The organism is Staphylococcus epidermidis (assembly GCF_006742205.1).
Taxonomy (GTDB): domain Bacteria; phylum Bacillota; class Bacilli; order Staphylococcales; family Staphylococcaceae; genus Staphylococcus; species Staphylococcus epidermidis.
On record NZ_AP019721.1, the window covers coordinates 1744969 to 1763849 of the forward strand.

Annotated in this window: 18 protein-coding genes; 4 read left to right on the forward strand and 14 right to left on the reverse strand. The window is 32.3% G+C overall.

All coding sequences use genetic code 11. The annotated features are described in order from the left end of the window. Nucleotides 1-11: 11 nt before the first annotated feature. From FNL83_RS08460 to FNL83_RS08490, 7 genes are all read right to left on the reverse strand, one after another. Nucleotides 12-551 carry a helix-turn-helix domain-containing protein gene (locus tag FNL83_RS08460; RefSeq protein WP_002439334.1) on the reverse strand — a complete coding sequence of 180 codons (540 nt, stop codon included), beginning with the start codon at nt 549-551 and terminating at the stop codon, nt 12-14. A gap of 138 nt (nt 552-689) precedes the next feature. Next, the gene (locus FNL83_RS08465; RefSeq protein ID WP_001833064.1) at nt 690-968 is read right to left on the reverse strand and encodes a UPF0223 family protein; all 279 of its coding nucleotides are present in this window, start codon (nt 966-968) and stop codon (nt 690-692) included. Between the two features lie 301 nt (nt 969-1269). Continuing rightward, complete coding sequence (lpdA, locus tag FNL83_RS08470) at nt 1270-2676, reverse strand: dihydrolipoyl dehydrogenase (RefSeq protein ID WP_001831650.1); 1407 nt, start codon at nt 2674-2676, stop codon at nt 1270-1272. A gap of 4 nt (nt 2677-2680) precedes the next feature. After that, nucleotides 2681-3982 (reverse strand): dihydrolipoamide acetyltransferase family protein, encoded by a 1302-nt coding sequence (locus FNL83_RS08475; RefSeq protein WP_001831683.1) that lies wholly within the window; start codon nt 3980-3982, stop codon nt 2681-2683. 130 nt (nt 3983-4112) lie between these two features. Continuing rightward, a complete protein-coding gene (locus tag FNL83_RS08480) occupies nt 4113-5090 on the reverse strand; it encodes an alpha-ketoacid dehydrogenase subunit beta (RefSeq protein WP_001831654.1) in 978 nt (325 codons plus the stop codon). A gap of 3 nt (nt 5091-5093) precedes the next feature. Next, on the reverse strand, nt 5094-6206 hold the full coding sequence (gene pdhA / locus FNL83_RS08485) for a pyruvate dehydrogenase (acetyl-transferring) E1 component subunit alpha (protein ID WP_142191179.1): 1113 nt from the start codon (nt 6204-6206) through the stop codon (nt 5094-5096). A gap of 170 nt (nt 6207-6376) precedes the next feature. Then, nucleotides 6377-7003, reverse strand: coding sequence for a YkyA family protein (locus FNL83_RS08490; RefSeq protein WP_002486059.1), 627 nt, complete (start codon nt 7001-7003; stop codon nt 6377-6379). Nucleotides 7004-7185: 182 nt separating this feature from the next. On the opposite strand from FNL83_RS08490, the gene def reads away from it, so the two are divergent. The 3 genes from def (at nt 7186) to rnjA (ending at nt 10069) form a co-directional block, all read left to right on the forward strand. Next, nucleotides 7186-7737: a peptide deformylase gene (gene def / locus FNL83_RS08495; protein WP_001831696.1), complete on the forward strand. Its 552-nt coding sequence runs from the start codon at nt 7186-7188 to the stop codon at nt 7735-7737. A gap of 431 nt (nt 7738-8168) precedes the next feature. Beyond that, nucleotides 8169-8387, forward strand: a complete 219-nt coding sequence (locus tag FNL83_RS08500; protein WP_001831646.1) for a DNA-dependent RNA polymerase subunit epsilon — start codon at nt 8169-8171, stop codon at nt 8385-8387. Then, entirely contained in the window at nt 8387-10069 is a 1683-nt protein-coding gene (rnjA, locus tag FNL83_RS08505) for a ribonuclease J1 (protein ID WP_001831649.1), read from the forward strand. Before FNL83_RS08500 ends, rnjA begins: the two co-directional genes overlap by 1 nt. 981 nt (nt 10070-11050) lie before the next feature. Here rnjA and FNL83_RS08510 read toward each other — a convergent pair. Genes FNL83_RS08510 through FNL83_RS08520 form a run of 3 tightly spaced genes read right to left on the reverse strand, consistent with a single transcriptional unit; the run spans nt 11051 to nt 14134 of the window. Then, nucleotides 11051-11710 carry a potassium channel family protein gene (locus FNL83_RS08510; RefSeq protein WP_001831652.1) on the reverse strand — a complete coding sequence of 220 codons (660 nt, stop codon included), beginning with the start codon at nt 11708-11710 and terminating at the stop codon, nt 11051-11053. Between the two features lie 55 nt (nt 11711-11765). Beyond that, on the reverse strand, nt 11766-12782 hold the full coding sequence (locus tag FNL83_RS08515; protein WP_002467583.1) for a cytochrome d ubiquinol oxidase subunit II: 1017 nt from the start codon (nt 12780-12782) through the stop codon (nt 11766-11768). Further along, the gene (locus tag FNL83_RS08520) at nt 12779-14134 is read right to left on the reverse strand and encodes a cytochrome ubiquinol oxidase subunit I (protein WP_001833075.1); all 1356 of its coding nucleotides are present in this window, start codon (nt 14132-14134) and stop codon (nt 12779-12781) included. Before FNL83_RS08520 ends, FNL83_RS08515 begins: the two co-directional genes overlap by 4 nt. A gap of 199 nt (nt 14135-14333) precedes the next feature. Between FNL83_RS08520 and FNL83_RS08525 the strand changes: the two genes are divergently transcribed. Further along, nucleotides 14334-14570, forward strand: a complete 237-nt coding sequence (locus FNL83_RS08525) for a glutaredoxin family protein (RefSeq protein ID WP_001831684.1) — start codon at nt 14334-14336, stop codon at nt 14568-14570. 274 nt (nt 14571-14844) lie between these two features. Here FNL83_RS08525 and ptsP read toward each other — a convergent pair whose 3' ends face one another. The 4 genes from ptsP to FNL83_RS08545 form a co-directional block, all read right to left on the reverse strand. Next, nucleotides 14845-16563: a phosphoenolpyruvate--protein phosphotransferase gene (gene ptsP / locus FNL83_RS08530; protein WP_001831740.1), complete on the reverse strand. Its 1719-nt coding sequence runs from the start codon at nt 16561-16563 to the stop codon at nt 14845-14847. Between the two features lie 2 nt (nt 16564-16565). Further along, nucleotides 16566-16832 carry a phosphocarrier protein HPr gene (locus FNL83_RS08535; protein WP_001831726.1) on the reverse strand — a complete coding sequence of 89 codons (267 nt, stop codon included), beginning with the start codon at nt 16830-16832 and terminating at the stop codon, nt 16566-16568. A 155-nt stretch (nt 16833-16987) separates the two neighbouring features. Beyond that, nucleotides 16988-17527, reverse strand: coding sequence for a hypothetical protein (locus FNL83_RS08540; protein WP_001831644.1), 540 nt, complete (start codon nt 17525-17527; stop codon nt 16988-16990). Between the two features lie 59 nt (nt 17528-17586). Beyond that, a complete protein-coding gene (locus FNL83_RS08545) occupies nt 17587-18759 on the reverse strand; it encodes a class I SAM-dependent rRNA methyltransferase (RefSeq protein ID WP_001831690.1) in 1173 nt (390 codons plus the stop codon). Between the last annotated feature and the right edge of the window lie 122 nt (nt 18760-18881).

Genomic DNA, 18881 nt, shown 5'->3' on the forward strand with positions numbered 1-18881 from the left:
ACAGTTTCCTCCTATAAATATGAAGCTGTGGCAACGATTAAAACCTTCACTTCTTTATCTGTTTCGTTATATAAGCGATGTTTATCTTTCGCTTTAAAATAAAGTACATCTTCTTTACAAGCTTTATATACTTGATTTCCTAATTGAAGTGATACTTCACCATTTAAACAATAGATAAAAGTATCTGATTCAGATGGTTTAAAGTTTTTATATGAGGCATTTGGTCGTAAAGTTAGGATTAATGGTTCCATGTCAAATTCATTAGAATTCGCTACAAGCCAGTTCAAGATATAACCTTTATCATACTCATCATAAATGGTCTGTTCCTTCTTCTTATAAAGTACCTTCTCATCTGACGGTTCTTTAAAAAAGTCACTTGCAGAAGTACCAAGTACTTCTATTAAATTTAAAAATGTTTCCATACTAGGTGAAGCATGATTACTTTCAATTTGTGATATATATCCTTTTGATAAATCAGTTCGCTCTGCTAATTCCTCTTGTGTCAAATTTTTTATTCTTCTTAAATTACGTAATTTGTATCCAATATCCATCTTTCTAACCACCTAAAAAAGCTATATCATGTTTACTTATATCAAACATTTTGTTTAATGCTTAATAAAAATAACAGAATATAGCTACGTAATCAATAGTTTTATATTAACTTATTATTGTGGATTTAATAGAAAAAGTTAGTCGAAATCTTTACTAAATAAAGTTTGATTTGGATTTTTTTTAATTTCTTGAACTACTTTGTAACTATTATAACCACTTTTATTTTCAAATTCTTTAAAAATCTGTTTTTCATCAGCTTTTCCAGGCACAATATGTTTAAAATTTTTATAAGCATTTAAAACTTCGTCACCTTTTACAGATGCCTCATAATAATTTTCGATTTTATTAAAGAAATGAATTACTTTCATCATTTCATCATTAGTCCAATCTAAATCTAATGGATATTGATATTCCATAGTGTCCTCTCCTTCATATACTTTTATTTTTCACATTTAGATATATTAAAAATAACACAGTATACCTTTATTGGCATAAAAAGATGGGATAAAATCCATTTTTGAATTCTATCCCACCATGAATAAATACCCCTAGCAGATTGCTATTATTTAGAGTAGCTAAACGCTAAGGGTATTTTGAAATGATTTAAGATACGTATGTCTTTGCCAGTCCGTGACTATACAAACGAAAAAGTAATATACGTACAAATCATAAATAAATCATATTAATTTATATACATTTATCATTATTAACTAGTAATTACATAGTATGAATTGGATAACCAATTGCTTTTTCAGCAGCTTCCATTGTCATTTCACCTAAAGTTGGGTGTGCATGTACAGTTAATGCGATATCTTCAGCATTCATACCTGACTCAATAGCTAAACCTAATTCAGAGATAATATCAGATGCGCCAGTACCTACAACTTGTGCTCCAATAAGCGTATCATCTTCTTTAAGTGTAATTAACTTAACAAAACCATTTGTATCATCTAATGATAAAGCTCGTCCATTAGCTGCATAAGGGAATTTAGAAGCTTTAATTGATAAACCTTCTTCTTTTGCTTGAGCTTCAGTATAACCAACTTGTGCTAATTCTGGTTCTGTAAAGCAAACTGCTGGCATACCAATATAGTCTACCTCTGCGGCTTGACCATCTATCGCTTCAGCAGCAACTTTACCTTCATAACTAGCTTTGTGAGCTAATGGTAATCCAGGTACAATATCTCCAATCGCAAAGATATTTTCAATAGAAGTACGACTTTGTTTGTCCACTTCTAGTAATCCACGATCAGCAAATTTCAGACCAAGTTCTTCTAATCCTAATTCATCAGTATTAGGGCGACGGCCAACTGTAACTAATACATAATCAGCTTCGATAGTTTGTTCCTCACCTTTTGCCTCATAAGTTACTTTGACACCATTTTCAGTTTCTTCTGCAGATTTTGCCATTGCTTCAGTAACGATTTCGATACCTTTTTCTTTCATACCTTTTTTAACAGGTTGTGTCATTTGCTTTTCAAATCCGCCTAAAATATCTTTTGCACCTTCAAGGATAGTAACTTCAGAGCCAAAGTTTGCAAAAGCAGTACCTAATTCAGAACCGATATATCCGCCACCAACTACAACTAGTTTGTTAGGTACTTCTTGTAGATTTAAAGCTCCTGTTGAATCGATAACACGTTTACCAAATTCAAAATTTGGAATTTCAATTGGTCTTGAACCTGTAGCTATAATCGCATGTTTGAAATTGTAAGTTTGAGCACTCTTTTCGTCCATGACACGTAAACTATTGTTATCAACGAAATAAGCTTCACCTCTAACAATCTCTACTTTGTTACCTTTTAAAAGTCCTTCAACACCGCCAGTTAATTTATTAACTACAGAAGTCTTGAATTCTTGAACTTTTTGATAGTTTAACGAAACGCTTTCAGCAATTACCCCTAAGTTTTCTGAATTTTGCGCTTCAACAAAGCGATGAGAAGCATGTAGTAATGCTTTTGAAGGTATACAACCAACGTTTAAGCATACACCACCTAAATTACCTTTCTCAACGATTGTTACCTTTTGTCCTAATTGAGCCGCGCGAATGGCTGCGACATATCCACCTGGACCTGCTCCTATTACAATAGTATCTGTTTCAATTGGGAAATCTCCAACTACCATGTTTTTACCCCTCCATTAATAATAATTCTGGATTATTTAATAAGCGTTTAATGTGATTCATAGCATTTTGTCCAGTAGCACCATCGATTTGTCTATGGTCAAAGCTTAATGATAAAGCTAACACTGGTGCAGCTACAATTTCTCCATCTTTAACGATAGGTTTTTGAGCGATACGGCCAATTCCTAAGATAGCTACTTCTGGGTGATTGATAACTGGAGTGAACCATTGTCCACCAGCGGAACCGATATTACTAATTGTGCATGTTGCACCTTTCATTTCTTCTGAAGTTAATTTACCATCACGTGCTTTTACAGCTAGTTCATTAATTTCATCAGAAATTTCGAATATTGATTTACGATCGGCATGTTTAACTACTGGTACTAATAATCCTTTATCCGTATCTGCAGCAATACCAATATTCCAGTAATGTTTGTGTACAACCTCTCCAGCTTCTTCATTGAAAGAAGTATTAAGTGCTGGATATTTTTTAAGTGCAGAAACTAATGCTTTAACAACATATGGTAAGAAAGTAAGTTTTGTACCTTGTTCAGCAGCAATTTCTTTAAATTTCTTACGGTGATCCCATAATTCTTGCACATCAATTTCATCCATTAATGTAACATGAGGTGCAGTGTGTTTAGAATTAACCATTGCTTTAGCAATTGCTTTGCGCATTGCAGGTATTTTTTCTGTAGTTTCAGGGAAGTCGCCTTCTGGTAATGCTTGTGTTGCAGAAGCATTAACGACATCACTAGAAGTTGATTCAGATGCTGCGCTAGTGTTTGAACCTTCTTCGGAACTACCACCATTTAAGTATGCATCGATGTCTTCTTTTGTGATTCGTCCATTTTTACCAGAACCATTTACAGCTTTAATATTGACACCATTTTCACGTGCATACTTACGCACTGACGGCATCGCTTTAACAGTTTTACTTTCATCTACTTCTGTCTTTTCTTGTGATTGAGTTGATGAAGCTTCTTCTTGCACTGGTGATTCTTGTTCTTTTTCTTCTTTCTTAGAATCCTCATCATCGCCATGACCTTTAAATTGCATTTCTTCTGCATCAGGTGCATCAATTTTAACGATGACATCTCCTACTACTGCCACTGTTCCTTCATCTACTAACACTTCTTCAACAGTACCACTTACTGGAGAAGGAATTTCTACTACAGATTTATCATTTTGAACTTCTGCTAATACATCATCTTCTTCAATTGTATCGCCGGCTTTAATAAACCATTTAACAATTTCACCTTCGTGGATACCTTCCCCGATATCGGGTAATCTAAATTCAAATGCCACGTTCTTGTCCTCCTAAGATTTACGTATTTAAATTATTGAAAATTTATACAAAAGTTGTAAGGTAAGGAAAACCTTACAACTAAATGTAAACTTTATTTGATTGATATTTTTACGTTTGCTTTTTTAATAATTAGAATTCTAAAGTTGCCTTAGCTTGCTCTATAATATCTTTTTTATTTGGTAACCAAACGTTTTCAGCTTGAGTAAATGGATAAATTGTATCTGATGCGGCTACTCGAGCTATTGGAGCTTCTAATGAAAGAATTGCTCGCTCTGCTAATTCTGCTGCCACTTGTGCACCCACACCAGCTTGACGTTGTGCTTCTTGTACAACTACAGCACGTCCAGTTTTCTCAACTGATGCTACTAAAGTATCTATATCAATTGGTTGTACAGTACGTAAGTCAATAACTTCAACTGAATAACCATCTTTTTCTAACTCTTCAGCAGCTTTTAGTGATTCTTGTACCATTGCCCCGTAAGATATTAGAGTAATATCATTACCTTCTTTTTTAACATTGGCTTTTCCAATGTCAATTTTGTATTCTTCTTCAGGAACCTCTTCACGGAAAGAACGATATAATTTCATATGTTCTAGATATACAACTGGATCATTACTTTGAATAGAAGAAATTAATAATCCTTTAGCATCATAAGGACCTGATGGAATAACTACTTTCAAACCAGGTGATTGAGCTAAGATACCTTCTAAATTATCAGCATGCAACTCTGGAGTGTGGACGCCACCACCAAAAGGTGTACGAATTGTAACAGGCGCTGGTTTAGTTCCACCTGAACGGAAACGAGTACGAGCAATTTGACCAGCTACTTCGTCAAATACTTCATAAACGAATCCTAAGAATTGAATTTCCATAACAGGACGGAAGCCAGTCACTGCTAAGCCTAGTGCAAGCCCACCAATTCCAGACTCTGCTAATGGTGTATCAAATACTCGATCTTCGCCAAATTCTTTTTGTAAACCTTCAGTAACACGGAATACACCACCGTTAACACCAACGTCTTCACCGAAAACTAAAACGTCTTCGTCTCTTTTGAGTTCACTTTTAAGCGCATCGTTAATCGCTTGAACCATTGTCATTTGTGCCATGGCTTACTTCGACTCCTTCTCTTTGTAAATTTCATATTGTTCTGCTAAATTTTGAGGCATTTCTTCATACATGATATCCATTAGAGAAGTAACAGTTTGTTTTTCTGTATTGTCATCCTCTTTAATAGCTGCTTTTATTTCAGATTTTGCACGTTCAACCACTTCATTTTCTTTGTCTTCATTCCAAAGACCTTTAGCTTCTAAATATTTTCTGAAACGTACTAATGGGTCTTTTTTCTCCCATTCAGCATCTTCATCTGAAGTTCTATAACGAGTAGGATCATCACCAGCCATAGTATGTGGTCCATAACGATAAGTTAAAGTTTCGATAACAGTAGGACCTTCTCCTGCTACTGCACGTTCACGTGCTTCTAATGTTGCTTGATAAACAGCTAAAGCATCCATACCATCAACTTGAATTCCAGGGATACCAACTGAAATAGCCTTTTGTGCTAATGTTTCTGCAGCTGTTTGTTTACTACGTGGTGTAGAGATGGCATAGTTATTGTTTTGAATTACAAAAATTGCAGGTGCTTTGTATGCAGATGCAAAGTTAATTCCTTCATAGAAGTCACCTTGTGATGAACCACCATCACCTGTATAAGTAATTGCGACTGCATTTTTGCCACGTTTTTTAAGTCCAAACGCTACACCGGCAGTTTGAATATATTGTGCACCGATAATAATTTGAGGGCTAAGTGCATTAACTCCCTCAGGGAATTGGTTACCTTTGAAGTGTCCTCTTGAGAATAAGAATGCGTCTGTAAGAGGTAAGCCATGCCAAATAATCTGAGGCACATCACGATAACCAGGTAAAATGAAGTCTTCACTTTCTAAAGCATACTGAGATGCTAATTGTGAAGCTTCTTGTCCTGCTGTTGGTGCATAGAAACCTAAACGTCCTTGTCTATTTAACGAAATAGAACGTTGATCAAGAATTCTAGTCCATACCATTCTTTCCATTAATTCCACTAATTGTTCGTCTGTTAAATCAGGTACTAAGTCTTCATTAACGACATTTCCGTCTTCATCCAAAATTTGAACCATTTCAAATTTCGATTGAGTCTCATTTAAAACTTTAACTGCATCGAATTGGGCTTGTAACTTAGGAGCCATTCAATTCACCATACCTTTCCCATGTAAATAGAAATTCATTTTATCCTCCTTAATTGTATCACAAATAAAAATCTCTGTTAAACGATTTCATAAAGTTCTGTTCCACATAAAAATAATACAGTTACATGACCTGTTGTATTAAAAATCACGTAACTGTATTAACCCATTATTTATTTTAATTGGTCTACATCTTGTTTTTCTCTTTTTACTTTCTCAATGGCTTTTGAGTAAGCATTAAATTTATTATTCATTTCTTTATATGCTTTAGAAAGATCTTTCGATTTTCCGTCTACTTCCGATTGTGTTGCATTATCTTCATTCAAATAAGAAAACAGTTCTTTTTCCTTATTAAGTGCTTTTTTGTAAGCCTTTGCATAAGCATCATGTGATTTATATTTTTCTTTAATAGCACTATCAAGTTGTTCAACTTCTTTTTTCTTTGCTTTGTTTTCTACATGTTCAAGATATTGCTTGGCTTGTTTAAATGCTTTTTCAGAATTATCTAGAGCCTTCTCTTCTTTTTCAAATTCTTTTTGTCTTTGTTTTACATTTTCAACTATATCTTCAGCTGCTTTTTTACGTGTGCTTTGATCTTTATCATTTACCTTTTTAAATAATTTTTGCTTTTTCTCTTCTAATTCGTTTATTTTTTTACTTACTTGATTAACGGTTTTCTCTTGGTCCATAGCTTTTTGTACTTGATCATCATATTTTTTAATTTCTTTTTTATCTATAGTACATCCAGCTAATAACACTGCTGACGTTAGGACAATTGCTACAGTCTTTTTAAAATTCATGAACTGTTACCTCCTCAAAGTTGTTCGCTTGTAATATTAAATAATAAATTATAATAAATCAATATAAAGCTATCATTCTATATTCTAGTGCAAACATTTAAAGCAATAAAATCTTTGAGTATCTATTAATGTACTTGTGTCTATCTTATCTGATATATTATTTAATAAGGAAGGTGTATGACATGATAACAATGAAAGATATTATAAGAGATGGTCATCCAACACTTCGTGAAAAAGCGAAAGAATTAAGCTTCCCACTTTCTAACAATGATAAAGAAACATTGCGCGCAATGCGTGAATTTCTAATCAATAGTCAGGATGAAGAAACCGCAAAACGTTATGGTTTACGTTCTGGCGTAGGTTTAGCTGCTCCACAAATTAATGAACCAAAACGTATGATTGCTGTCTACTTACCTGATGATGGAAACGGTAAATCGTATGATTATATGCTCGTAAATCCTAAAATAATGAGTTACAGTGTACAAGAAGCTTATTTACCAACTGGCGAAGGTTGTCTAAGTGTTGATGAAAACATCCCAGGTTTAGTGCATCGTCATCATAGAGTCACTATTAAAGCTCAAGATATTGATGGAAATGATGTTAAATTACGTCTCAAAGGCTATCCTGCAATTGTATTTCAACACGAAATTGATCATCTAAATGGCATTATGTTTTATGATTATATTGATGCCAATGAACCTCTAAAACCACATGAAGAGGCCGTAGAAGTCTAAATCATGAATTATATTAAAACACTTCATTAAGTTGTATTTTATACTTACTTAATGAAGTGTTTTTTTAAAAGTAATTCAAATGTCATTAGGATTAATTTAAAAACAACAAAGTACATGCAAAATAAAACTGCTTTATTTATTCAAAAACATCATGTAAAATATAACTTAACTGAAATCTTAGTAAATTGATACTAATTTCAAATCTTGAACGACATTATTGCCCTAGAGAACATACTGGGCAGTGAGATTAAACAAGTATAAAAATAACGTTTAGATTGAGCTGGTATGTTTCTAACAAATTAAATTTAGAACACAAAAATTATTGAAGAATAATACTCTAATGGATATGTAAAAAATCTTTAATAACCCGAGTATTCACAACTAGGGTCGTAAAAAATAACAATTATAATTTATAGGAGGACAATACAACAATGGCAGTATTTAAAGTATTTTATCAACATAATAAAGATGAAGTCATCGTTCGTGAAAATACTCAAACAATTTATGTTGAGGGACAAACTGAGGAACAAGTGAGACGTTATTTGAAAGACCGAAATTTTAATATTGAATTTATTACTAAATTAGAGGGCGCACACTTAGAATATGAAAAAGAACATTCAACACACTTTAATGTGGAGAACGCCGAATAATGAAACAACTACATTCAAATGAAGTAGGTGTATATGCACTTGGTGGTTTAGGTGAAGTTGGAAAAAATACCTATGCTGTTGAGTACAAAGATGAAATTGTAATCATTGATGCTGGAATCAAATTCCCTGACGATAATCTGTTAGGAATTGATTATGTAATTCCTGATTACACTTACTTAGAACAGAACCAAGATAAAATTGTCGGTCTGTTTATTACTCATGGACACGAAGACCATATAGGTGGTGTGCCCTTCCTATTAAAACAAATTAATGTACCTATTTACGGTGGTCCATTAGCATTAGGTCTCATTCGCAATAAACTAGAAGAACATCATTTGCTTAGAACGACTGAATTACATGAAATAGATGAAAGTAGCGTAATTAAGTCTAAACATTTTGAAATTTCTTTCTATCTAACCACACATAGTATTCCAGAAGCATATGGCGTTATAGTCGATACACCTGAAGGTAAAATTGTTCATACGGGAGACTTCAAATTTGACTTTACTCCTGTAGGTGAGCCTGCTAACATAGCTAAAATGGCTCAATTAGGTCATGAAGGTGTGTTGTGCTTACTATCAGACTCAACAAACGCACTAGTTCCAGATTTTACTTTAAGTGAACGTGAAGTTGGACAGAATGTCGATAAAATTTTCAGAAATTGTAAGGGGCGTATTATCTTTGCAACTTTTGCTTCTAATATTTATCGTGTTCAGCAAGCAGTTGAAGCAGCAATTAAATATAATCGTAAAATCGTTACATTTGGACGTTCAATGGAAAACAATATCAAAATTGGTATGGAACTAGGATATATCAAAGCGCCACCAGAAACGTTTATAGAACCTAATAAAATAAATAGTGTACCTAAACACGAGTTACTCATTCTTTGTACTGGTTCTCAAGGTGAACCTATGGCTGCATTATCAAGAATTGCAAATGGTACACATAAGCAAATAAAAATTATACCGGAAGACACTGTAGTATTTAGTTCTTCGCCTATTCCAGGTAACACTAAGAGTATCAATCGTACAATTAATGCGTTGTACAAAGCTGGTGCAGATGTGATTCATAGTAAAATTTCAAACATTCACACTTCTGGACACGGTTCTCAAGGTGATCAACAATTAATGTTACGTCTGATTCAACCTAAATACTTCCTGCCAATTCACGGTGAATATCGTATGCTTAAAGCTCATGGTGAGACTGGTGTTCAATGCGGTGTTGATGAAGATAATGTATTTATTTTCGATATCGGTGATGTACTTGCTTTAACACATGATTCTGCACGAAAAGCAGGAAGAATTCCTTCCGGCAATGTACTTGTTGATGGCAGTGGTATAGGTGATATTGGCAATGTTGTCATCAGAGATCGTAAATTACTTTCAGAAGAAGGGTTAGTTATTGTTGTTGTGAGCATTGACTTTAATACTAACAAATTACTATCTGGCCCTGATATTATTTCACGCGGTTTTGTTTATATGCGGGAATCTGGTCAATTAATTTATGATGCTCAACGTAAAATTAAAGGCGATGTCATTTCTAAACTTAACAGCAATAAAGATATTCAATGGCATCAAATTAAATCTTCAATTATCGAAACATTACATCCTTATCTTTATGAAAAAACAGCTCGAAAACCTATGATTTTACCTGTGATAATGAAAGTAAATGAAGATAAATAAACACTTAAATATATTTAATCAAGTTACAATGAATTTATACTACTTTAAATGTTTCCATTACTCTAATAGTATTATATATTTTTAGTAGTAATTAATTATTTTGAATTATTTATTTAATACGATTTGAGATTATATCTTTTATCTTTGAATTTCTTACAAAAAGGAGTTTAGAGCTAAAAGTTCTTAAACTAGTAAAAAGAGACAATTTCTATATTATTTCATATAGAAATTGTCTCTTTTATAATTTTCAAACTATAATAAGCTTGTTGATATACTATCTTACTTATATAAGTTCCTTTAATACAAATCATATTCCTTCTATAACTAGCCAATTGTTTTTGGTTTAGGTTCAGAAAGTTTCTTAAAGTAATATTTCTATATTCCAATCAAAAAATACAGATTATGTGTAGACATATAGAACTACTTTTAACAATATTTTACGATGATATAATAGATTGCATCACAATGATATTCAATTTCATTAAATTCAGTATCTATAATTGTTTCAATTTTATCATTCACATATCTAGACATATCATTTATGAAGATGAGTATTGAAGTTTCTATTAGTATAGTAAATTAAGTCATATTATAACCTTTATTCACAAGGCATGTCTTTCAATACTAAGTATTGTATAAATAGAGAAAAGCAGTAAGGTAATTTTCAATTAGAAAATATCTTACTGCTTTTTTAGGAATTAATGTCCCAGTTTTCTTTTTATAATTTTGAAATATTTTTATTCACTTATCAAGTTTTAGGAATAACATTTACATAGAAGTTCAAATAATTAAGTGTACTTTGTTATGTCTAAGCTTAAAATAATACAATTTTATTAATCTATTTAAATACTAAAAAAGATTCAACATTATAAACTAGTTTTCAATTACAATGTTTTAAAAATAAAAAGAAACAAATTTCACTTTTTAACAATTCGCTTATAATGTACACATACATCAATTTGAAATTGGATATGCAAACATTTACTTGCTTATATTTTTTTCAAAGCGACCTAAGTCATTATCATGACCAATCATAATTAAAATGTCTCCTATTTCAATATTGATGTTAGGGTCTGGAGAGACTATAAATTCTTTAGCTCTTTTAATTGCTATAATGTTAATACCATATTGAGCTCGAATATCTAATTCAATAATTGTTTGTCCTGCCATTTTTTCTGTAGATTTTAATTCAACGATTGAATGCTCATCAGCAAGTTCCAAGTAGTCAAGGACACTAGCACTAGCAACATTATGAGCAATACGTCTTCCCATATCTCTTTCAGGGTGCACAACAGTATCGGCACCTATTTTATTTAAAATCTTAGCATGATAATCATTTTGGGCTTTAGCAGTAACCTTTTTAACACCTAATTCTTTAAGAATTAACGTCGTTAGTGTACTAGATTGTATATTCTCACCAATAGCGACAATAACATGATCGAAATTACGTATTCCTAAACTCTTCATTACTGCCTCATCAGTTGTATCAGCAACAACTGCATGTGTTGCTATATCACTATATTCGTTAACACGATTTTCGTCTCTATCAATAGCCATAACATCCATGTCTAATGCGTTAAGTTCTCTAACAATACTACCACCAAAACGCCCTAGTCCAATTACGACATACTCTTTATCCATATTCGTCCTCCACTATATAAAAGAGGAATGATTACTAACATTCCTCAGAGTCTTATTATTTCTTTCCTTCCACATATGCTTTGTCGAAAACAAATAATCTTAATAATAATATTAACGATGGAATTAATAAAAGTAAACCTAAAACAAAAACAATAACTAATGATAATCCCATTTCCGGATTGACATGGGAGTCTGTAATTTTAATAAACGGATAAAGTAAATATGGAAGTTTACTCATTCCGTAGCCAAAGAATGCAAATAACATTTGCAATATAACCATGATAAAAGCTAGACCGTGTTTCTTTTTAAATATAGTCAGTAATCCAGCTATTATAAAAAATATAAAGCTGATTGCAAACATCCTCCAATAATTAAAAATAGCAGTTCTAAAGTGATCAGAATTTTGAATTCTAAGAGATAAGAAAACAAATAATGAAATCACAATCATAGGTGGCCCCCAAAAAATATGCCATTGTCGTGTCATATCATAAGCAGGTTGATCATTTGCTTTATGAGCATAATATGTTAAAAAACCTGATGAAATATAAAGAACTGAAACAATGGCTAAGAATACTACAGACCATGCAAATGGACTTAATAATAATTGTATCCAGTCTAAATCAATATGTGTGCCATGCTCATAGATATAACCACCTTCTGAAATTGTTAGAGCAGTTGCTAGAGAAGCTGGAATTAACAGCCCTGTTAAACCATATAATACAATCCAGGGCAGTTTAGTATCTTGACCATAATTTTCAAAAGCATAAAAACTACTTCGTATAGAAATAAGAATTAAAGCTATTGATCCGGGTACTAATAAAACTGTTCCTAAGTATTTAGCAGAATCAGGAAAAAAACCTATAAATCCTACAAAAAAGAAAACGAAAAAGACATTTGTAACTTCCCAAACTGGATTGAGGTATCTATGGATTAAATGATTAACCTTTTTCTCATTACCTGTCATTTTAGAATGCAATGCGAAAAATCCTGCACCAAAATCAATGGAGGCGATAATAATATAACAAAATAAAAATACCCATAATACTGTTATACCGATATAAGCGTAAATCATTTTGTTTCACCTCTCTCTTTAATCACTTTTTCTACATCTTTATAAGCAGGTTGATTTTTAAACATTCTAATTAGTACATAAGCCGAAGTAACTAGTAATAAAAGATATAGTAAACCGAATAGCGTCGTTACTAATGTGATTCCCCCCGCCTGGGTAGCAGCTTCTGATACGCGCATATATCCTCGTATAATCCACGGTTGACGACCCATTTCAGTTAAGAACCAACCAAATTCTATCGCTAACATTGATGCAGGACCAGTTAACAAGATAGCGTATAACATCATATTACTAGTTACATATTTACGTAACTTTTTAACAATTAAAAATAACATATATAGTCCTGAAATGATAAAACAGAATATTCCCATTGATACCATCAAATCGAAAAAGTAATGCACTATCATAGGAGGTAATTCATTTTTAGGAAATTCATTTAAACCTTTAACTTTTGTATTAAAGCTATTATCTGCTAAAAAACTAAGTAATCCGGGAATCTCTAGTGCTCCTGAAACTTCATGTGTTTTTTCATTTAATACACCGAAAAGAACTAAATTCGCATGAGATTGCGTATCATAATGCCATTCATATGCTGCAAGCTTATCTGGTTGAACTTTGTGTAAAAATTTAGCAGATAAATCTCCTGCAATCATCGAAAGAACGGTATTGATGAATCCAACAATCATGCTTAAATTAAGAGCTTTTGTATGGTATGTTCTATCTTCTGTATGATTATGACGTAATAATTTAAACGCTGCGATGGCTGCTAATATAAACGCCATCGTCATACCTGCAGTTGCAACTACATGTAAAGCACGAACCATAAACGATGAATTAAACATTGCTTCTAATGGCTGAACATTTACCATACGACCATTTTTAATTTCAAAACCAGCTGGGGTATTCATAAATGAATTGACTGATGTAATAAAGAATGCTGAGAATGAACCTCCTATAATAACGGGTATAGATATGAAAAAATGTGTCCATTTATTTTTAAATCTTTCCCAAGTGTATAAATAAATACTTAAAAAGATTGCTTCAAAAAAGAATGCAAAAGTTTCCATGAATAGTGGTAATGCGATAACATGACCGCCCATTTTCATAAATGTTGGCCAGACAAGTGAAAGTTGTAAACCAATAATAGTACCTGTAACGACTCCAACAGCAACGGTTATCGTGTAGCCTTTCGACCATCTTTTAGCCAATGTGATATAATTCGCATCATTTTTCTTTATGCCAATAAACTCTGCTATTGCAAACATAAGTGGCATACCAACACCAATTGTTGCAAATATGATATGCACTGCAAGTGTCATACCCGTCAACAATCGAGCTATTTCTACTGAATCCATCTATTAATCACCCTTCATTTTTTTAGTTATTGGAGTGACAAGTGATTAGAATTATAAGTCCTTAGTACTATTGAACTAAATTAAATTGCTTTAAATCACTGTGACGATTTTATGTCTTTTCACACAACGTTCACAAAGTTGAAATGACGTCTCATTTTTTATATAGTGTGGTAAGATAAATCATGAGAGGATGTAATGTATGACTGATACAGTGATTATTTATACACAAGATGACTGTCCACCTTGTGCTTTTATTAAAAATTATTTAGTAAATAAAAATATAAAATTTACAGAAAAAAATATCAAAAACCAAAAATATAAAAATGAAATGATGGATTACGATGCTTTTGCTACACCTTTTATTTTGCTTAAAGGGATGCCAATGTATCAAGTAGATATGGAAAAATTGAATGATGAATTGAATATTACACCTTAATTTCTATTTATTATTTTATGCGTGTCTAATTTCAAATTTTCAGACTAGCTAAACAAAATCCTCGTCTTTTAAAAATTTATTAAATAAATATAATATATTAACAAAAAATAAAAATATTCCAGAACATATTTTGTAGAAAAATAGCAATTCAACAAACGAATATAATTTAAACAATTATAAAAAGACAATTTCTATATTATTTCAATAGAAATTGTCTTTTTCTAGTCTAAGAACTTTATGTCCTAGACTCTTAAATTATTCTTTTTAAAGTCAATTATTTAGCTAATTGGTTAACTAAATCAACGACTTCCTCTTGCGTTGAGCATTCAACAGCTCTATTAGCGAGTTCAGCCATTTCATTTTTACTTAAACCATTGATTTGTCTTCTAGCTTTTAGGATAGAAGTCGCACTCATTGAGAACTCATCTAAACCTAAACCTAATAATAAAGGCACAGCTGTTTGATCTCCAGCCATTTCACCACACATACCAGTCCATTTACCTTCTTTATGAGAAGCTTCAATAACTTGTTTAACTAATCGTAAAATTGAAGGATTATATGGTTGATATAAGTATGAAACTCGTTCAGACATACGGTCAGCAGCTAATGTGTATTGAATTAAGTCATTCGTTCCTATACTAAAGAAATCTACTTCTTTAGCAAATACATCAGCAAGTGCCGCGGTAGCTGGAATTTCAACCATAATACCTAATTCAATATCATCTGAAACTTCGTAACCTTCGCGAAGAAGATTTTCTTTCTCTTCAAGAAGCATTGATTTAGCGTCACGGAATTCTTTAATTGTTGCTACCATTGGGAACATAATATTCAATTTCCCATAGACTGAAGCACGTAGTAATGCACGTAATTGTGGTCTAAAGATTTCCGGCTGTGCTAAACATAAACGTATCGCACGATAACCTAAGAATGGATTCATTTCTTTAGGCAAATCTAAGTATGGAAGCTCCTTATCTCCGCCAATATCTAAAGTACGTACAACTACACGTTTACCGTCCATAGTTTCAAGTACCTTTTTATAAGCCTCGAATTGTTCTTCCTCAGTAGGCATTTGATCTCTACCCATGTACAAGAATTCTGTACGGTATAAACCTATCCCTTGTGCACCGTTATCAATAACTCCTGATAAGTCATCTGGAGTACCAATATTAGCAGCTAGTTCAGCATGAACACCGTCAACTGTTACTGTATCAGCATCGCGCAATTTTTGAAGTTCTTTCTTATCTTCAAAGAAACGCTCACGTTTATTTTGATAAGCAATTAACTCATCTTCTGTAGGATCTATGATAACATCTCCGGACATACCATCTACAATAATCATATCACCTTGTTTAACTTCTTCAGTGATAGATTTAGTACCGACAACAGCTGCAATCTCTAATGAACGACTCATAATTGCAGAGTGGCTTGTTCTACCACCGATATTAGTTACAAAACCTTGAACAAATTCTTTATTTAACTGTGCTGTATCTGAAGGTGTGAGGTCATTACCTACAATGACAGCACTTTCATTGATTAAACTAGGATTAGGTAAATCTACACCTAGAATATGAGCCAATACACGTTTAGAAACATCTCTGATATCAGCTGCACGTTCTTTCATGTATTCATTATCCATTGACTCAAAAATAGAAATAAATTGTGTCGTTACTTCATCCAAACCAGTTGCAGCATTGACTTTGTCATTTCTAATTTTGTCTTGAATGGGTTGTATTAATTCTGGATCATCTAAAACAAGTAAATGTGCATCAAAAATCGCTGCTTTATCAGCACCTAATTGAGCTTCGGCATTATTTCTTATTTTAGTTAATTCGATTTTTGAAGCTTCGATAGCGTCATTAAACTTTTCAACTTCACTTTCTATGTCAGTAACTTTTTCGTTACTGTCATAGGATAAGTCTGGCTCTACAATTAAGTAAGCTTTTGCGATTGCCACACCATCTGATGCAGCAATCCCTTTAATTAATTTAGACATAATTATTCAGCTAAACCTTCTTTTGATAAGACATCAGTGATAGATTGAATTGCGTCAGTTTCATCGCTACCGTCAGCATAAATAGTTATTTCAGCATCTTTACCTACACCTAAGCTCATTACACCCATGATTGATTTTAAATTAACTTTCTTCCCGTTATATTCTAATTGAATATCTGAATCAAATTTTGATGCAGTTTGTACTAGCATTGTAGCAGGGCGAGCATGAATCCCTGTTTCGTCTGTGATTACATATGATTTTTGTTCCATATTAAACTCTCCTTTGTACAGTTAGAATCTTCAATATTATTACAATCTAACAAAATATTTACAACTTAACTTTACCAAAACCTATAGCTAAATTCAATTCGTTTAAAATCGTTTTCAACATATAAATTTTGCACCTCGAGACGATTATAACACTTCTATAAGTTATTGATAACTTTTTCACATTTATTAATATGATCTTTACCTAATTTGCTCATAAAATAATAGCTAATGGATGCAGATACAGCTTGCCCAACAAACGGGAACCATTTTGTTTGTTTGGCAGCTGCTCGTTTAGCTACATCTTTAATCACAACTTTAAGCAACGCCTCAGATACCTTACGTCCAATAAATTGACTTCCTTGAATTGCCGCTGCAGACATAATTCTTTCTTTCACTTGATCACTCAATGAATTAACTTGATCGTGATCTAAACCATAAATTTTATTTACATCCTCTATAATATCTCTCATTAATTTAAGATCTACTCCAAAATCAAGTCCTGGAATAGGGACAATACTAGCACCGGAGGAAAGTAGCGATTTCTTTTTAACTAGAGTTTCAGCTCTTTCTCTGCGTTGTCTAAGTTCTTCCTGTGTAGTTGGCAAATCACCTTTCTCTTTAATTTCCTCTATGTTCAATAATGAGTTCCCTACTTTATTTGTAATATTATTAGTTAGTTTACTTCTAATTCCCATATAATGACATCCTTTCAAATAAAACTTCAACAGTGATTTATACCCATATTTATAGAAAATTAATGTTTTATTGTTACAAATACTGCTTTTAAATATTTTGAAGGTTTGTAGTGAGGATGAGTTTTAAAATCTTTAGGTAACCCCATTACTTCATTTATTTCATATACAATATTATTTTGGGCTAATGTTTTCTTTATTACGTTTTTAAATGCCTTAAGAGAAAATGCACTTGAATTCGTACATAATAGTAATGTACCTCCTGGCGATAAAATGTTAAGGGCTCCTTCAATTAATAAATTATAATCTTTTTGAACAGAGAATGTTTTTTTCTTATTTCTCGCAAAGCTAGGTGGATCAATAACAATTGTATCGTATTGATGTCCATGTCGTCCTGCATAATTATAAAAATCAAACGTATCCATAACATAAATATATTGAGATTTAGGATTAATACCATTTAAACCAAAATTTTCTTCAGTTAGCCCTCTAGAGCGATTTGCTAAGTCTACACTTGTTGTTGAGTTTGCATTTTCAGCTGCTATTACTGAAAACGCTCCAGTGTAACTGAATAAGTTAAGTACGTGTCGTCTTTCTGAAAACTGATCTCTTAATTTTTTTCTAACTTCTTTTTGATCTAAAAATATACCAGTCATAAGACCATCGTTTAGGTCTACATTATAAAAGGTAAAATTTTCTTCTACAACGATAGGAAATTCAGGAGCATTACCTTCTACAAAGCCACCAGTGTAGGAAGTACCTTTAAAACGCATTTTCTCAAAAATTGAAGTGTATTCATATACCTCTTTGATTGCTTCTAAGATAGGAAATCTAAATTTATATATTCCTTTCGAATACCATTGAATTAAAAGATGTCCGTTATAATTATCAATTGTCAGGCCACCTACACCGTCACCTTCAGCATTAAATAATCTAAATGCATTTGTACCTTCTATGTTGAAATAGTATTGTCGCTCTTCTAATGCAGCTTCAAATAAACGTTTAAAAAACAAAGTGTTAATCTCTTCATTTTGATTATAACTCAATACCCATCCTAATCCTTTATGTTGTCTTCCAATATATCCAGTAGCTATATATTGTTGTTGCTCTGTCACCAGTGTTATCAAATCACCTTCTTTAAGATGATCATGTTCAAATAAATCTTCTTCATCTATTAATGGATAGTGGTTTAAATACTTTGTTTCTTTGCCTTTATTTAGCGTAGCAAGTTTCATAAATGAATACCTCTCTTAATTTTTATCACTGTTAGTTATGATAATTTTGTTTCGTAAATCAGTTAACACCATATAATTTCAACATCATTTTAACAAATAACTTTAGTGAATCACACAGAAAA

Bases quoted from the DNA above. Each gene is read 5' to 3' on its own strand.
- FNL83_RS08480 (WP_001831654.1), bottom strand. From the start codon at position 5,090: ATGGCACAAATGACAATGGTTCAAGCGATTAACGATGCGCTTAAAAGT.
- FNL83_RS08540 (WP_001831644.1), bottom strand. From the start codon at position 17,527: ATGGGAATTAGAAGTAAACTAACTAATAATATTACAAATAAAGTAGGG.
- FNL83_RS08525 (WP_001831684.1), top strand. From the start codon at position 14,334: ATGACTGATACAGTGATTATTTATACACAAGATGACTGTCCACCTTGT.
- def (WP_001831696.1), top strand. From the start codon at position 7,186: ATGATAACAATGAAAGATATTATAAGAGATGGTCATCCAACACTTCGT.
- FNL83_RS08545 (WP_001831690.1), bottom strand. From the start codon at position 18,759: ATGAAACTTGCTACGCTAAATAAAGGCAAAGAAACAAAGTATTTAAAC.
- ptsP (WP_001831740.1), bottom strand. From the start codon at position 16,563: ATGTCTAAATTAATTAAAGGGATTGCTGCATCAGATGGTGTGGCAATC.
- rnjA (WP_001831649.1), top strand. From the start codon at position 8,387: ATGAAACAACTACATTCAAATGAAGTAGGTGTATATGCACTTGGTGGT.
- FNL83_RS08535 (WP_001831726.1), bottom strand. From the start codon at position 16,832: ATGGAACAAAAATCATATGTAATCACAGACGAAACAGGGATTCATGCT.
- FNL83_RS08520 (WP_001833075.1), bottom strand. From the start codon at position 14,134: ATGGATTCAGTAGAAATAGCTCGATTGTTGACGGGTATGACACTTGCA.
- FNL83_RS08465 (WP_001833064.1), bottom strand. From the start codon at position 968: ATGGAATATCAATATCCATTAGATTTAGATTGGACTAATGATGAAATG.
- FNL83_RS08460 (WP_002439334.1), bottom strand. From the start codon at position 551: ATGGATATTGGATACAAATTACGTAATTTAAGAAGAATAAAAAATTTG.
- FNL83_RS08510 (WP_001831652.1), bottom strand. From the start codon at position 11,710: ATGGATAAAGAGTATGTCGTAATTGGACTAGGGCGTTTTGGTGGTAGT.
- FNL83_RS08490 (WP_002486059.1), bottom strand. From the start codon at position 7,003: ATGAATTTTAAAAAGACTGTAGCAATTGTCCTAACGTCAGCAGTGTTA.
- FNL83_RS08500 (WP_001831646.1), top strand. From the start codon at position 8,169: ATGGCAGTATTTAAAGTATTTTATCAACATAATAAAGATGAAGTCATC.
- lpdA (WP_001831650.1), bottom strand. From the start codon at position 2,676: ATGGTAGTTGGAGATTTCCCAATTGAAACAGATACTATTGTAATAGGA.
- FNL83_RS08515 (WP_002467583.1), bottom strand. From the start codon at position 12,782: ATGATTTACGCTTATATCGGTATAACAGTATTATGGGTATTTTTATTT.
- pdhA (WP_142191179.1), bottom strand. From the start codon at position 6,206: ATGGCTCCTAAGTTACAAGCCCAATTCGATGCAGTTAAAGTTTTAAAT.